The following is a 15,275-nucleotide window of genomic DNA, read 5'->3' as shown; positions in this document are numbered from 1 at the left end:
TAGTCTCCATTAGTATTCTCATTAAAGACTCAAAGTCACACCAGCTGTGTATCTTCGTTCTTGTACATATAAAGAGTGGAATTGGTTTTCAAACTGAGCATAAGTTTTTCTGTCTTGTGAGGTTAAGTTTGTGCCGCTGACATAAAAACTTAAATGCTCGTTGTACCAGTAGTTAATTGAGGCATCTAAATAACCTGATGCTTCTTGCCAATTACCTAAACTAAGTGGAGCTTCATTGGTGTTTAGACCAACACGACCAATATATTCAGCGCTACGCCAGTTGTAAGCTAAACGCATATTTAGGCCGTCTTTTGCGTACCATAAAATGGTATTGGTTTGGTGTTTTGAGTTAGACGCCAATGGGAAATTATCACCATTAATGTCAACGTCGGTTGATTTACTATCTGAGTAGGTATAGTTAAATTCCATACCCAAAGAACTTAAAAACTCGCCAGGTAAGAAAGTGAATGGTTGTTTATAACCAATTTCGATACCAGATAAATCTGATGCAGTTACGTTTTTAGTTGTCCAAATGTTTGCCATATTGCCACGGTTGATACCATCACCATCAGCATAATTTCTTTGTTCTTGGAAACTTTGTACTGCTGTGTCTACATCAATTAAGAAGATGCCCACACCTAAAATAGAATCTTGCGCGAAGTACCATTCAGCCGAGCTGTTAAATACAGTTGCACGCCAAGGTTTAATGTATGGATTGCCTTGGTCGTTACCACCACCAACACAAGATACATTTTCACCAACTAGGTTACCGTTAGTATCACGCACGTAAATGCGGTTACCGTCTTCATCGGTTTTAGCACATTGTTGATACCATAAAAATAAGCTAGAACCGACGTTGTTTAAGTCATTTCTAGTCATATTTTTCGATACACCAAAACGCACAATGACATCGTCAGTTGGGAAGAAATTAATATTGGCTGACGGTAAAACATCGGTAAATGAATGATGTATGGTTTCTTTGTCGGCAACAAAGGCAATTTTTTCCCAATCGTAATAACCAATAGAGTTAAATTTATCTAACACTGTTGGCACTATGGTTTTTTCAATTTCACGCTCAGTGCGGACAAAACGCACACCTAAGTCACCTTCAAATGGAATGCCAAACAAACCTGTGTCATCACTAAAGTTGGCTTGGAAAAATGCAGAGCTTGAAGTTTCAGTTACTTTATAAGTGTAACCCGGATCGTTAGCTGTTTTTGAGCCTGGGTATAAGCGGTTCATAAACTCTAAAGGTTTGTCCATATCGTGTGGATCAAGCGCTGCAACACCACCTTCAAAACCTTTAATTGGGCCAAAATCGTAATGAACTGTTGTTTGGGTAGCATCAAAACCGTTATCAACTAAACCACCAACTGTGCGTAGGTTTGAGTTTTCGTTTTCATAACTGAAGTCGAGCCACTCTGGATATTTTTGCCAAACTTCGTTACCTTCGCGTAATTGATAACGTTTGTCAGCAGGTACACGAGGATCATCCCAAGTAGTTGTACGACCCGTTGGCGCAACATAGAAGAACTTTGCATGATCGGCTTTACGCTCACCGTAACGCACACCAAAGTTAAATGAATTAAACATGCCGTATTCAGCAAAATAGCTAGCATCAAAACGAATCGCCGCGAGTGTTGCATCCGTGTCTTCGCCATAACCTTGTGCTTGATACTTTTGTAATAACTCTGATTGTGATAAATCCGCTTCAAAATCAAAAACCGGCACATCACCGCGATAATCAACAGTCACATCGTAGCCAGCTAATGGATCTTTACCTGAAATACCATCTTGGTCGACCCATAACCATGCAGGCTGACCTTGAGATAGGTTCATATTTCTAAATTGTTTTTGCGCTTTAGCGTAAACAACTCGAGCGGTTGCTTCAAAATTGTCACTGACATAATCAACTTGGAAATTACTGTTTAATGCCGCTGTGTGATTAATATGGGTATTTGTGTTGGTCATAAAGTCGGGTGCAATAACGTGCGCAACCTGTAAGGTATTAATGGTACGGTTTTGCGTATTACCATTGGCATCAACAAATGAAATGTCCGCGACTTTAGCAACTATACTGTCGTCTTGCAGCGCGTTGTATAAATCTGTTTCTGATGATGCTGGAGTACCATTTTCTTCATAAGCTTGCAGACTGCTTTGGCCATTAAAGTTTGCCGCAACACCACGGTCGTATTGATCCATTTTGGTATAAAAAACATCCCCACGCATCGACAGTTGATCACTTAATTTAATTTCAATTGACGAAGCACCACCACTACGAGTTCTTTCCATTAAGTTAGCACGAGCGCCAAAGTTACCCGGGGTTAAATACCAATCGTTTTCTGTATCGCCATCACCGTCTAAATCAAGTGGATCATGCGGTGAGCCACCACGCGTTTTTAAGAATGCTAAACGTGAGTCGTCCCACATTTGGTAGTTAGCAGCATTTGATTCAGAACTGTAAGCGCCGAATGTAAAACCAACTGTTTGAGTGTTGTAACCTAAGAATAAATGCACATTGTGATCAGGATCACGCGTACTTTGTTCTGAGCCACGCTCAATACTTGTGCTGCCATCGTCATTAGTTACTTCACGCTCAAACGGTGTATATTTTTTGTTTGAATTGTCGCCGTATGAAGCTTCCAATTTTAGCTTGGCGGTAAAACCTTCTTTCAAAGCTAAAGGGCGTGTTGTTTTTAAGTCAACCAAACCTGAGATACCACCAGACAATAGGTTTGATGACATAGATTTATATACATCTACCCCAGAGATCATGCTAGCTGGCACATCCGAGTAATTTGCGCTAACACCAGTAATTGACCAAGGACTTAAGAATTGCTCACCGTTCAACGTGGTTAACACCTGTGGCATACCACGTACATTTAACGATGTACCTTCGTTACCTTCACGCTTAATTTGCACGCCAGTAACACGCTGCAATGAATCAACTATGGTTGTATCAGGTAATTTACCTATGTCTTCCGCCACAATTGAATCAACAATATTTGACGCTGCACGTTTAAAGTCGATTGCTGCAGCTTGTGCACCACGCACACCTTGCACGGCAATAGTTTCATCTACTTCGGTTTTTTCTGAATCTTGTTCAGCAGCTTGTGTATTTAAACTAAATAATGCACAGCTGATTGCTAATACAGACTTTTTAATTTTGCTATTAATTCTGTAGTTTTCGAGCATAAGTTTTATCCTCTGAATCAATTTTGAGAGTGCCCATGTGTTCTAACCTACGGTTTAACATAAAACCAAACTGTAAACCGGTTACAAAAGGTTACATTAAATTTACCTGGCGATCTATATTTTGTTATTGGTTTTTTATAAAAATTAACAACCAAACCAAGCGTTGCACTCTAACAGCAAAATAAGATACTGATAAATATAACATTTAGTAAAACATTAAATGACCTATAAGTATCTCCACCAAATACACAAAATGTAAACGGTTACCAACATTAATAAAAACAATAGTAAAAAACGTAAAATTTTAACTAAATCTACCGGTAGACAAATATGCTTTAAATGTAGTCCAGATTGAAAATTCGACCAATTAAAACGTTTTCATCCAATCTATTTAAAACACAGTTAACTTTTAAGTAAAACGCCGGAATGTAACAGGATAATTTGTTACATTTGAAGTTCAGAGTTCAGGTTTATTAGAGGTCGAGGGTATAAACAAAGTTTAGAACTAGAAAGGAGAGCTTTAGCTAGGCTAAAGCTCTTTGCAGCAAGTATGCAGTTAATCGATTCTTATCTTACGAACATAAATGGTCGCTGTAATTAATACTGCACTCAGCACTAGACCAGCAAAACCAGGTAATAAATCAATCGCTTGCCAGTTACCGTTAAACATGGCCACACTAATATCCATACCCGAATCTATATAAGTTTTAATCGCTGGCCAAAACTGGTTTGACTGCAAAAACAGGTTTTCCAACATAGGAATTATCACAAATGGTGCAAATATCCAAACGAACCCAAGTTTGTTGGCATAACTTGAAACTAGGCCAACCCAAGCAAAAAATGGCAACAACCACATCAAAGCGAATAAAGTGTAAATACTCAAACTCAAGTAGTCGATAAATAACGGGAAAGTAAATGCTGTCATTGTCATACCCGAGGTCACAGACAGGCTTTCACTGATGGCGACCATAACGGAAATAACAAACAGCGCAATTAACGAAATAATCACATGAAAAGCAGGTAATACCAAAAGCGCAGTCAAAAACTTGGATAGTACGTTATCCCGCTCGTCGACCGGAATAGAGCGCCAGAACAATATACTGCCGTCTTTCCTATCTCCCGCTAATCCGTTGCCTATAATTGCCAGCGCAAATATTGCTAAGTCCATACACATCATAGTAAACAAAAAGCTCGCGACTTTTTTAAAGTCTTTCGGCTTCGTGGTTATGTTTTCAGCGTTTGAGTTATTAACAACCGCAGGGCTATTGTCAATACTTTGATGTAATTGCACATTAACCGTACCATCTGCTGCCACTGTCACGGTTTTTTGCACATCACCAAACATGATTAGCGCAATTAACACAGCACCAATTGCGATGGCCGACAGAATAATTGGGTACCATAAAATAACCCCTTTGTGTTCCCAAAATTCTCGTTTTAATTGTGCGTAATAAATACTAAGCATAAGTCACCTCCTGTTGTGTAGTGCTTGATTGAGTTTTACCTTCGATTAACGCGACAAATATGTCGGCTAGGCTAGGTGTTTTGATTTGGCCAAATTGTTGAATTTGTTCAAGGGTCGTATCTGAATTTTTTAAATCAAAAATATATGCCATCCCTTCCAACACCTTGTTGGAATGAATGGGGGATAACAATTCAACTTGCGCCTGATTGCTCGCATGCGTGGTTAGCTGAACAAACTGCTCGGCAAAATCTTGCATTTGTACATCTAACAATACTTGGCCGTTATCAATAAACACTACACGAGTTAAAATATGTTCCACTTCTTCGATTTGGTGGGTGGTGATCACTATAGTGTTGTTGTCGTCAAAATAGTCTTCTAACAAACTGTTATAAAAACTTTTGCGGCGAATAACATCCAAGCCCAACGTCGGCTCATCCAATACCAACAACTCAGAATTAATCGCAATTACTATGGCCAAATGCAGCTGAGTAACCATGCCTTTCGACATATGTTTAACTCGCATATCAGGCTTAATATTAGTTTTAGCCAAAAATTGTTCTGCTAGTTTAATATCAAAATTTGGGTGAACTTTTTGCGTATATTCGAATAACTGAGCTGGGGAGATCCATTTAGGCAAAGTAGCTGTGTCGGCAATAAAACTCACCTTTTCCATTAATTTAGCTTGCTGCTGGCGCGGATTTAATCCGCATACAGTGAGTTCACCAGTTGCTGAAGTTAAACCCAAAATAGATTTTAATAAGGTACTTTTACCCGCACCGTTGGTGCCAACAACGCCAACAATTTCTCCCTGTTCAATGGTTAGATTGACGTCGGTTAAGGCTGGAGCTTTGCCATAACATTTGTGTAAATTACGCGCTTGAATAATATTAGCCATTTTCTTGCTCCTTGCTCAGCTGTTGTATTTTTTCAATTACATCTTGTTGGCTGATGTTTAACTGCTGCATTTTTTGCAAAAACTGCGGCAAATCTTCCGCCAAAAATTTATTTTTCTCAGCTGTATGTAATGCTTCAATTGCACCGGTTTTAACAAACATACCTAGTCCCCTTCTCTTTTCGATCAAACCTTCATCTAATAACTCGTGATAAGCCTTAGATACAGTTATATGGTTAATTTGTAACTCAGCCGAGACAGCCCGTACCGAAGGCAAAGCTGTTTCTTCAGGATACGAATTGTTCAAAATGGCTTTTTTCAGCTTTTCGACCAATTGTTTATAAATTGGCATATCGTCATGCCAGTGATTATTCATCTACACATGTCCTTCTAGATATAGTGTTATACAACAATATAACACCATATCTAAAACAGCAAGGAGGTATTGAATATTTTTTATGCAGCTTGGGGAGTGGGCAGGTTAAACCTTAAGGGTATAGATCACAGCTCAGGACTATGAAACTGGCTATAAATAATTTCACTTTCTTGTTTGTTTACATCAGTTATTTGGAAGGCAATTTGTTGTGTGCCAACTAGCGAATTTGATTTAACCACAAGAATTTGAATATCCGATTGTCCACCAGCCAAGGTTATTTCGCCTTGATGTTTGAGGGCAAAGTTATCATTCGCCTGCAGTGATATTACAAACTGTTTAGGCTGTTGTGATTTATTCAGTAATTTTATCTTGTAGGTATTTTCTACTTCGTCTAAGTAATTTACTCGATAAAGCGCATTGCGATCACGGCTAATATCAGCTTCAAACTCGCTGCGGCTAGCCATCCAAAATATTAAGATTAATATCATCACAGCTGTAACAAAGCCGTAGGTTAGATGTTGACGCCAGCGACTCGCAGGTTTTGTTATACTCGAATAACTAATGAGCCCTTTGGCATAATTAAATTTATCCATAACCGCATCGCAAGCATCAATACATAACCCACAGTTAATACATGAATACTGCAGCCCTTGGCGAATATCAATGCCAACTGGGCAAACTTCCACGCATAACTTGCAGTCTACGCAGTCACCCAAATGGTTGGGTTTGGTTGCATTACGTTTGCGTTGTCCTCTACTCTCACCCCGCGCCTGATTGTAACTAACCAATTTGCTTGTATTATCAACTAAAGCCGACTGAAAACGTGCATACGGGCACATATGCAAACACATTTTCTCTTTTATCCATCCAGCATTAACATAGGTACAAGCGGTAAAGAATAACAGCCAATTTTGCGTTAAAAAATAATCATTAAAGTTGAATAAGTTTGGGTACAGCACTTCAGCTGGCACAAAATACGACATAAAAGTGCTGGCGGTTAACAAAGCTAGCAACAACCAAATACTGTGTTTAACTGATTTTTTGGCGATTTTTTGCCAAGTTAATCCTGATTTATCTAACGCTTTACTCTGCTGAAAATTGCCTTCAACTCGCCGCTCGACCCAATTAAATAACAACATCCAAATGGTTTGTGGGCAGGTATAACCACACCAAACTCTGCCATACAAGCGGCTAACATAAAAAAGCACAAAAGCGGCCAAAATAAAAACAATCACCAGCACAAATAAGTCTTGCGGGTATAGGGTGAGCGCAAATAAACGTATGGTTTGTGCAGCCACATCAATGTTTATCGCAGCTTGCGATTGATAACGAACAAACGGCAATAATACAAAAATTGCCAGCAGAACAATAGATAAGTTGCGACGAATTGATTGAAAATGGCCAAACTGCTCGCGAAAATAAATCTTATTTTCGCTGTTACGTCCTGTGGTCATAATAATTTGTTCAGGTTTAGGTGTGCTCATTTATTTGACTGTAGAAGTGGCAATAACATGAGTTTAGCGAGCAAAACTGACATTGATATAGACAGAAAAATAAAAAATAATAGAGACAGATAAAATATTGCAGATATATGCGAGAGGTAGCCAAAATGAGTCAGTTTTTATATGAAACTTTAGCTGAACAGTTTCGCAAAAATATTGATCAACAACTGTGGCCACAAGGACATAAACTGCCTTCAATTCGAACTTTGAGCCAATCATATAATAGCTCTAAAGTTTCTATTCAAACTGCATTGCAAAAACTCGAAGCCGCGGGTTTGCTGATCGCCAAACCTCGTTCAGGATATTATGTTGCAAAACAAAACCAGCCCAATCAACCGCAACATACGCAAAAAGTTAGCAAACCAAAAAAAATTGAAGTGCCGGATATTTTTCAGCAAATTATGCAAAAAAGCGCAGCGTTTGATATTTACCCAAGCGCCAAATCACAAGCTAGCGCCACTCACATACAAACGCTCAACCGCCATATAAATCGAGCGATGCGCCAACATAGCAGCAGTAACACTTTATATTATTCGCCGCCACAAGGTAATTTGTCACTCCGCCAGCAAATTAGCCAACACTATTTAAGCCGTAATTTATATATAGAGCCGGAACAAATTTGTATTACTGCCGGCTGTCAAAATGCTTTGTACTTAGCGTTAAACGCTTGTACTAAAGCTGGCGACACAGTTGCAATTGAAAGCCCTGCATTTTATGGCGTATTACAAATATTGCAGCAATTAGAGCTTAAGGTCATCGAAATTCCGTCATCAGCGACTCAAGGGATTTTATTAGAAAAGCTTGAAGCAATTGCGCAAAAATGGCCATTAAAAGCACTGGTTGTCACCGCCAATTTTAACACCCCTACTGGTTCAGTTATGCCAGAAACACACAAATCCCAGTTGTGTGAATTAGCCAATCAAGCGCGATTTACCATTATTGAAGATGATATCTATGGTGATTTGGCTTTTCACCATATCGCTTTGCCTTTAAAAGCTTACGACAAACACAACAATGTTATTTTATGCAGCTCGTTGTCTAAGTCACTATCGCGAGATTTAAGAATTGGCTGGATTGTTTCAGGCAAATCGCTCAGCAAAATAATCCACCTAAAAATGCTCACTCAGCTGTCCAACAGTGAGTCGATTCAACAAGGATTATCTAGCTTTATGCGTGAAGGTTTTTACCGCAAACACCTGCTGCAGTACAAACAACAGTTGCTCAAACATAGAAACCAATTAATCACGGCATTAAATGACAACTGGAATTTTAGTTTTAAATATACAACACCAGAAGGTGGTTTGTGTTTGTGGGTTGAATTGCACAACACGGCAGACAGTTTAACCTTATACAATCAGGCTAAAGCGCATGACATAATTTTAACGCCAGGCGCTTTGTTTACTAGCAATGCTCAATTTAATCAGTTTATTCGACTGAGTTTTGCCCATGAATTAACCGCCGACAGGCTGCAAGCTTTAAAACAATTAGGCGGAATTATTCTTAAAACCAAAGGTTAGGCTGATACCTTAACCACAACACGGCCTTGCACTTTACCCGCAATGAGATCATTCGCTGTGTCTATCACTTGCGCCAAAGTAATTTCTTTAGCTATGTTGTCAATAACCTCGGGTTGTAAAATATTGGCGAGTCTGCCCCACGCTTCTACCCTATCAGCTATTGGGCGCATTACGCTGTCTATCCCAGCTAAAGTAACACCACGTAAAATAAATGGTGCAACTGTACCGGGTAAATCCATACCTTGAGCTAAACCACAAGCAACAACTAAACCAGCATATTTTGTGCTCGCACACGCATTAACCAAAGTATGACTGCCTACGGAATCTATTACAGCTGCCCAACGTTCTTTGGCTAATGGTCTGCCTGGTTCAGATAATTGGGCGCGATCAATAATCTCGCTCGCACCGAGGTTTTTAAGATAAGTCGATTCTGAAACTCTGCCGGTGGAAGCAACTAGGGTATAACCAAGTTTAGCTAAAATAGCTATGGCATAACTGCCAACTCCACCATTTGCACCCGTCACCAGTATTTCGCCAGAACCAGGTTTAATACCGTGTTTTTCCAGCGCCATGACACACAACATTGCCGTATAACCTGCTGTTCCAATGGCCATAGCTTGTTTAGCTGTTAAACCTTTAGGCAATGCAATTAACCAGTCACTTTTAAGTTTAGCTTTTTCTGCAAGGCCACCTGAGTATTGCTCGCCTACCCCAAAACCATTGAGCAAAACGACATCACCAGGGTAAAATTTGCCAGAAGTGCAACTTTCAACCACACCAACCAAATCTATCCCCGGCACAAGTGGGAAGTTCCTAACCACAGGTGCTTTGCCAGTTATCGCCAATGCGTCTTTATAATTTAGCGTGCTATATAACACCTTCACTAATGTGTCGCCATCTGCCAAAACACTCTCGTCTAGCTCGGTTAAATTTGCGTGGTAAGTTTGCTCATTTTTTTCAATTAATATGCCGTTAAACATAAGTCTCCTATAATGTAGGGCAAAATATTAAATCTAATTACTAAACCTTAAAAAATGACAATTTATCGATAGACGCACGGCTTACTTTATCCATTTCGTCACTGAAACCTCGTGTTTTACCGGCTAATTCAGCTGATTTATCGGTCAACTCTTGCACGGCATGGGTGTTCTCACTGATTTGACCTGCGACTAAACTTTGTTCTTCTGCTGCCGTGGCAATTTGTTGCGCTTTAGCGTTTATATCGTCGATATGCGCTAAAATCACACGGATTTTGTCAAAACTTGAGGCAATTTGTTCTTTAGTTTTTGTGACTAATTGCTGACTTTGTTGCATTTTTCCAGATGACTCTTCACCTACCTGAGCGATTTGATTAATCAGTTTTTCAATTTCATTAACTGATTCAGACGAACGTTGAGCGAGCGTTCTAACTTCATCGGCAACAACCGCAAAACCTCGACCTTGTTCACCCGCGCGTGCAGCTTCTATTGCTGCGTTTAGAGCTAACAGGTTGGTTTGTTCAGATATACCGCGAATAACATTTAAAATGCCTTCAATATTTTTTGTTTCTACTTGTAAGCGCTGTACCGCAGAAGCAGAGTTTTCTAAGCTACCAACAAGTTCGTTTACTCTCAAGATTGCAGCGTCCGATTCTTTAATGCCTTCATCAGCTAGGTTTGCCATATTTTCCGCGGCGTGCGCTGTCTCGGTCGTATTTTGTGCAATGTCTTTGCTGGTCACAGCCATCTCTTCAATTGCGGTAACAACTTGCATGGTATTTTCTGTTACATCACTAGTAATGGATTCCATCTGCTGAGTAGAGGCTAATACATTCTTACTGTTGCTGGTAACCACTTTTGACGAGTTAACCACTTCTGAGATCACAGCAGCTATAGTAGAAATACTTGTGTTAATTTCATTGCCTAAAATCGCAATTTCATCCGACCCTTTAATTTGAGCTTTAATTGTTAAATCACCTTGCGCCATCGCGTGAGCAGAACGGCCAACTCTTGTTATATTGTCAATTAACCCATTAGATATCAGTAAAATAAAACCAACAGATAACACAGTTGCGACTACCAAAGAGATATAAAAAATAATATTTGAGTGCTTGATGGTTTCTTCAGTGTAATTTTTGTTTGCTTCAGCACTTTGTTCACCTTGTGCGACAAACTTGGTTTGAAATTCAAGTAAAGTTTGGTTGGCTTCAACAAAATCAACATAGGTTTTCCTTGATGCAACATTGTCTGCACTGCTATTCATTTCATTTACAAATTTTTTGGCTTTTTGATGGAAGTCTTTTATGTGTTTTTCATACTGCCTATAAAGCCCATCATCACCGTTGTAATGCTGCTTAAATTTATCCAATAAGCTGTCGGTATTTTTGTACGACGCCAAAATGAGCGGGTTGGTATTACTGATTTGTTGCGGAATATTAATTAGATAACCAATTTGCAAAGCTCTAATGTTGGATAAAATTGCGGTTTGCTCTTGCTGAATTTCGTCTAAATAACGTGAAGATGTATAGTTGTGCTGATAAAAATCGTTAAAATTATCAGCAATTGCATTGTTTGATAATTTTAACGACAACATAGCAAAAAAATAAATCAGGGTGACAACTGAGATGAGTACAGCAAATTTTTGTTTTATCGTTAGATGGTTCATCAGAAACGTTCCGTTAATTAAAGTGTTGTACAGAGGGAAACAAGCTTAAATCCCCTTCGCAGACCCTAGATAACTATAGTTAGTATCAAGCAAAAATGACAAAATTTATATTTTCAATATCAACACTTTAGTGCTCGGAGTATTCAACTAATTCTTCTACGTATAAATAATCACCTTGAGTTTGGGTTAATTTAATAAAGGTTTTTAATTTGGGTGCATACCAGTGTACATCTTCCGATTGCACTTTGTAGCCGCGCGAATTGCTAGTGGTGCCATCTTCGCTGGTCCAATTTTCAGCAAGTTGCCACTTTTTACCCACTTGCAAAGGCCAATTGTACCTAGCATTTTTGTTGTCGACAGGTTTGATGATTTGCTCAAGCGCTACAGGCCCATTGGCGGTTAACATGGCTAATTGGCCATTTTGTTCAATGATTTGTTTGATATCTTTACCTTGCGCACGAACTGTTCCATCGGAAGTGACGCCTTTATATTTCCAAATCCATTTTTCACCAAGCTGATAATCAGTTATCGAAGGCTGTTGAGCAACTTCAATATCATTCATGCTGTTACACCCTGTTAGCACTATGAGTGCAAACATAGTTAAAACTTGAATTTTCATCTAGTAATAGTCCTTTTATATAAGTGTGTCATTTAACAAAGTTTATCGCTACTAAACCTTGCCGTGTATAAAAAATTATGCTTGAATTTGATTGAACAGGATTACCAGCGCTCGCTAGCAAGGAATACGCAATGAGAACGTCTTCAGAACTAATTGATTCGATTAATCGTTTAACCCAAGCTCTGTATCAAATCAATAGTATCGATTTAATGTTAAATCTACTAAAAGCTGAGATTACAACTTTATTTGGTTTTAACCTCATCTGGCTTTACGAATTTGCAGACAATCAATCTACCCAAATCAAACTAATTTCTGTTAAAGGCAAACGTCAACAAGCTATTTCGGCAGATTATCCGGTTATTGATATTAAGCAAGATAAAATGCTAGAAAAGATCTTTCAAAGCAAAAGTCCTGTATACATTGAAGATGCACGTATTGATGACACAACAAACAAAGAGATTATTAAAACTTGGGGTAATAGAACCATTATCAACTGCCAGCTCTATGTACGGGATAAAAGTTTAGGGGTTTTCGGCACAGGCTCATTTTTTGATGAAGGTGTAAAACCCCTTACTCAAGAGGAAATAACCTACTTTAATGTTATTTCAAATGCGCTGGCCATGGCGCTCGACAGAATAAATCATAAAGTAATTTCGATGCAGGACCCGCTGACAGGCTTAGACAATAAAAGAGCATTAAACATAAATGCCGAAGCAATTTTAGAGCTTGCACAACGTAATGAGCAAAACGCAGCGGTTATTTTTATCGACCTCAATAATTTCAAGCCTGCCAATGATACCTATGGCCATGCGTTTGGTGATGAAGTTTTAAAATTTTTCGCAAATAGTTTAAATAAAACACTCAGACGTTCAGATATTAAAGCAAGATATGGCGGAGACGAATTTGTCATTGTACTACCGAATATTCGTGACGAGTCGTCTATTAAGAAAGTGATTGATGATATAAAAATGCATTGTACCGATGTTAAAATTGGCGATATTCAATACCAACTCAGTTTTTCTGCTGGCTGGTCTATTTTCCCTTTTGATGGGACAAGCATCCAAGATCTCATTGAGCAAGCTGACCAGCGCATGTATATACAAAAGCGCTAAAGCAGAAGCAGAAAAATCTGCTTCTCTTCAATCTTTATAACACCACTCGCGCTTGTTCTCGTGAATCAAGCACACCAGAGACTTGGGTCAATACGACAGCGACAATAACTATTAACGTGCCAATCCAAGCTGTGTCGATTATGAACTTTTAGCATTACAACTAGGTTAATTCTGTCGCTGAGTATTTATCCATATCAGCATAATCTAGGTTTTCGCCTGACATTCCCCAAACGAAAGCATAGTTTGAAGTGCCAGCACCACTGTGGATAGACCAAGGTGGCGACACGACAACTTGGTTGTTTTTAACCCATAAAACACGAGTTTCTTTTGGTTCACCCATAAAATGCGCTACCGCTTGATCTTGCGGTAAATCAATGTACAAATAGGCTTCCATTCTTCGGTCGTGTTGGTGAGCTGGCATTGTATTCCACACACTACCTGTTTTTAAAACGGTTATACCCATTTGCAATTGGCAAGTTTGCACTACACCATTAATCAGCATTTGATTAATTTCTCGCTCATTTGACGTTTCGGCACTACCCATCTGCAAAACATTGGCTTCTTTGCGGGTTACTTTTTTATCTGGGTAAGCGTGATGCGCAGTTGCCGAATTTAAATAAAATTTTGCAGGGTTTTGTCCATCAGCACTACTGAATAGTACTTTTTTATCACCCGCCCCTACATATAAAGCTTCTTTATTTGCCAATTGATACACTTGGCCATCAACCGTAACTGAACCTTCACCACCCACATTGATAATGCCAAGCTCACGACGTGATAAAAACCAGTCGCTTTTAAGTGGGTCAATTGACGTGAGCTCCAAAGTTTGTTCAACAGGCACAGCACTGCCTACCATATGGCGATCATAATGCGTATAAACGAATTGGATTTTATCTTGCTGGAAAAGATCTTCGACCAAAAACGAGCTTCTAAGCTGTTTGGTATCAAATTGGCGGGCTTCATTTGGTCCAATCGCATATTGGGTTGTGTATTCTACTGTCATAGCTATCTCGCGTAACTCACAAAACAAGTATCATATCTGTTATCTTACAAGTTAGCAAAACGAAATAACTAAATTGAGTTGATAAATGCTTTTGCTACCACAGTCAGGTGATGTTTTCGGCTTAAAAATACTGTTTCTGGTGTTTGGCTGCCGTGTAACTTTAAATACGATATGCCGAATAATTTTTCGGCCATTTTAGCTGTTTCTAAAGTTACAATAGCGCTGCCTAATTTATGTTTAACCGCATTAATTAGATGAAATAGCGAATCCGTTTCAAACCCCAATTGCATTTCAAGTTCAGCGTTATTAAACAGCCCATCAATATTTTGTCTAAATTGCATGCTTTTATTGAGCAAACATAATTTCAGCTGCGCCACGTCAGCCAACGCAAGCTGTTTAAAATTCGAAAATTGCTCAGTTTTATTCGCGGCCAGCAACACTGCGAGCTGATTGCTGCCTTGATGAATAATATTAAATTGAGCTTCTAACCTAGCCATCTCAGCATCATAGAAACCTAAGCCAATATCGATTTGATGACCGAGCAAAGCACTCACTATTTGCTGATTGGTCATTACAGACAGCTGCACAGCAACATCTGGAAAACTTTGGTTAAACTTGGCGATAATCGGCATAATATCAACATTCGATTGCGGCACTATCCCCAACTTTAAATGACCTGTTAAACCAGACTGCAACAAACTAATTTCTTGTTTAATATTTTGCTGCTCCAACAAAATATTCTCTGCATACTGCAATACCAATTGGCCTTGTTCAGTTAACGCAATAAATTGGCGACCACGCACAACCAACTCTGCATCTAATTCCTGCTCTAATTTTGCAATACCGGCTGATAATGTGGGCTGAGTGACATGGCAAATTTGTGCTGCTTTCGCAAAATGGCGTGTTTTCGCTAATGTGCAAAAGTATTCAAGATGTTTAATATTCATTTAG

12 protein-coding genes are annotated in these 15,275 nt (G+C 39.1%); 2 read left to right on the top strand and 10 right to left on the bottom strand.

Annotated features, from left to right (window positions below; translation table 11 throughout):
• Positions 1 to 21: 21 nt before the first annotated feature.
• The 5 genes from WSC_RS0100295 to ccoG all read right to left on the bottom strand — a co-directional run bounded on the left by WSC_RS0100295 (position 22) and on the right by ccoG (position 7,412).
• Positions 22 to 3,195 (bottom strand): TonB-dependent receptor, encoded by a 3,174-nt coding sequence (locus WSC_RS0100295; protein WP_016953910.1) that lies wholly within the window; start codon positions 3,193 to 3,195, stop codon positions 22 to 24.
• A gap of 556 nt (positions 3,196 to 3,751) precedes the next feature.
• Positions 3,752 to 4,660, bottom strand: coding sequence for a hypothetical protein (locus tag WSC_RS0100290; protein ID WP_016953909.1), 909 nt, complete (start codon positions 4,658 to 4,660; stop codon positions 3,752 to 3,754).
• Positions 4,653 to 5,555 (bottom strand): ABC transporter ATP-binding protein, encoded by a 903-nt coding sequence (locus WSC_RS0100285; RefSeq protein ID WP_016953908.1) that lies wholly within the window; start codon positions 5,553 to 5,555, stop codon positions 4,653 to 4,655. The genes WSC_RS0100290 and WSC_RS0100285 overlap by 8 nt, the downstream gene beginning before the upstream one ends.
• The gene (locus WSC_RS0100280; RefSeq protein WP_016953907.1) at positions 5,548 to 5,928 is read right to left on the bottom strand and encodes a GntR family transcriptional regulator; all 381 of its coding nucleotides are present in this window, start codon (positions 5,926 to 5,928) and stop codon (positions 5,548 to 5,550) included. Before WSC_RS0100280 ends, WSC_RS0100285 begins: the two co-directional genes overlap by 8 nt.
• A gap of 125 nt (positions 5,929 to 6,053) precedes the next feature.
• A complete protein-coding gene (gene ccoG / locus WSC_RS0100275; RefSeq protein WP_016953906.1) occupies positions 6,054 to 7,412 on the bottom strand; it encodes a cytochrome c oxidase accessory protein CcoG in 1,359 nt (452 codons plus the stop codon).
• Between the two features lie 125 nt (positions 7,413 to 7,537).
• Here ccoG and WSC_RS0100270 point away from each other — a divergent pair, with 125 nt between their 5' ends.
• The gene (locus tag WSC_RS0100270; RefSeq protein ID WP_016953905.1) at positions 7,538 to 8,947 is read left to right on the top strand and encodes an aminotransferase-like domain-containing protein; all 1,410 of its coding nucleotides are present in this window, start codon (positions 7,538 to 7,540) and stop codon (positions 8,945 to 8,947) included.
• On the opposite strand, the gene acuI is transcribed toward WSC_RS0100270, so the two are convergent.
• The 3 genes from acuI to WSC_RS0100255 all read right to left on the bottom strand — a co-directional run bounded on the left by acuI (position 8,944) and on the right by WSC_RS0100255 (position 12,209).
• Positions 8,944 to 9,927 (bottom strand): acrylyl-CoA reductase (NADPH), encoded by a 984-nt coding sequence (gene acuI / locus WSC_RS0100265; protein ID WP_016953904.1) that lies wholly within the window; start codon positions 9,925 to 9,927, stop codon positions 8,944 to 8,946. The genes WSC_RS0100270 and acuI overlap by 4 nt on opposite strands.
• Positions 9,928 to 9,967: 40 nt before the next feature.
• Positions 9,968 to 11,590, bottom strand: a complete 1,623-nt coding sequence (locus tag WSC_RS0100260; protein WP_016953903.1) for a methyl-accepting chemotaxis protein — start codon at positions 11,588 to 11,590, stop codon at positions 9,968 to 9,970.
• Positions 11,591 to 11,717: 127 nt separating this feature from the next.
• Complete coding sequence (locus tag WSC_RS0100255; protein ID WP_016953902.1) at positions 11,718 to 12,209, bottom strand: hypothetical protein; 492 nt, start codon at positions 12,207 to 12,209, stop codon at positions 11,718 to 11,720.
• A 131-nt stretch (positions 12,210 to 12,340) separates the two neighbouring features.
• On the opposite strand from WSC_RS0100255, the gene WSC_RS0100250 reads away from it, so the two are divergent.
• Positions 12,341 to 13,321 (top strand): GGDEF domain-containing protein, encoded by a 981-nt coding sequence (locus WSC_RS0100250; RefSeq protein ID WP_016953901.1) that lies wholly within the window; start codon positions 12,341 to 12,343, stop codon positions 13,319 to 13,321.
• A gap of 160 nt (positions 13,322 to 13,481) precedes the next feature.
• Here WSC_RS0100250 and kduI read toward each other — a convergent pair whose 3' ends face one another.
• The gene (gene kduI, locus WSC_RS0100245; RefSeq protein WP_016953900.1) at positions 13,482 to 14,324 is read right to left on the bottom strand and encodes a 5-dehydro-4-deoxy-D-glucuronate isomerase; all 843 of its coding nucleotides are present in this window, start codon (positions 14,322 to 14,324) and stop codon (positions 13,482 to 13,484) included.
• A gap of 68 nt (positions 14,325 to 14,392) precedes the next feature.
• Positions 14,393 to 15,271: a LysR family transcriptional regulator gene (locus WSC_RS0100240; protein WP_016953899.1), complete on the bottom strand. Its 879-nt coding sequence runs from the start codon at positions 15,269 to 15,271 to the stop codon at positions 14,393 to 14,395.
• Positions 15,272 to 15,275 lie beyond the last annotated feature (4 nt).

This window comes from Catenovulum agarivorans YM01, assembly GCF_000281085.1.
GTDB lineage: Bacteria > Pseudomonadota > Gammaproteobacteria > Enterobacterales > Alteromonadaceae > Catenovulum > Catenovulum agarivorans.
This window is presented reverse-complemented; position numbering and strand designations above follow the sequence as displayed.

Excerpts from the sequence above, each read along its gene's own strand:
- WSC_RS0100295 (WP_016953910.1), bottom strand. The coding sequence starts at position 3,195 with ATGCTCGAAAACTACAGAATTAATAGCAAAATTAAAAAGTCTGTATTA.
- WSC_RS0100290 (WP_016953909.1), bottom strand. The coding sequence starts at position 4,660 with ATGCTTAGTATTTATTACGCACAATTAAAACGAGAATTTTGGGAACAC.
- WSC_RS0100285 (WP_016953908.1), bottom strand. The coding sequence starts at position 5,555 with ATGGCTAATATTATTCAAGCGCGTAATTTACACAAATGTTATGGCAAA.
- WSC_RS0100280 (WP_016953907.1), bottom strand. The coding sequence starts at position 5,928 with ATGAATAATCACTGGCATGACGATATGCCAATTTATAAACAATTGGTC.
- ccoG (WP_016953906.1), bottom strand. The coding sequence starts at position 7,412 with ATGAGCACACCTAAACCTGAACAAATTATTATGACCACAGGACGTAAC.
- WSC_RS0100270 (WP_016953905.1), top strand. The coding sequence starts at position 7,538 with ATGAGTCAGTTTTTATATGAAACTTTAGCTGAACAGTTTCGCAAAAAT.
- acuI (WP_016953904.1), bottom strand. The coding sequence starts at position 9,927 with ATGTTTAACGGCATATTAATTGAAAAAAATGAGCAAACTTACCACGCA.
- WSC_RS0100260 (WP_016953903.1), bottom strand. The coding sequence starts at position 11,590 with ATGAACCATCTAACGATAAAACAAAAATTTGCTGTACTCATCTCAGTT.
- WSC_RS0100255 (WP_016953902.1), bottom strand. The coding sequence starts at position 12,209 with ATGAAAATTCAAGTTTTAACTATGTTTGCACTCATAGTGCTAACAGGG.
- WSC_RS0100250 (WP_016953901.1), top strand. The coding sequence starts at position 12,341 with ATGAGAACGTCTTCAGAACTAATTGATTCGATTAATCGTTTAACCCAA.
- kduI (WP_016953900.1), bottom strand. The coding sequence starts at position 14,324 with ATGACAGTAGAATACACAACCCAATATGCGATTGGACCAAATGAAGCC.
- WSC_RS0100240 (WP_016953899.1), bottom strand. The coding sequence starts at position 15,271 with ATGAATATTAAACATCTTGAATACTTTTGCACATTAGCGAAAACACGC.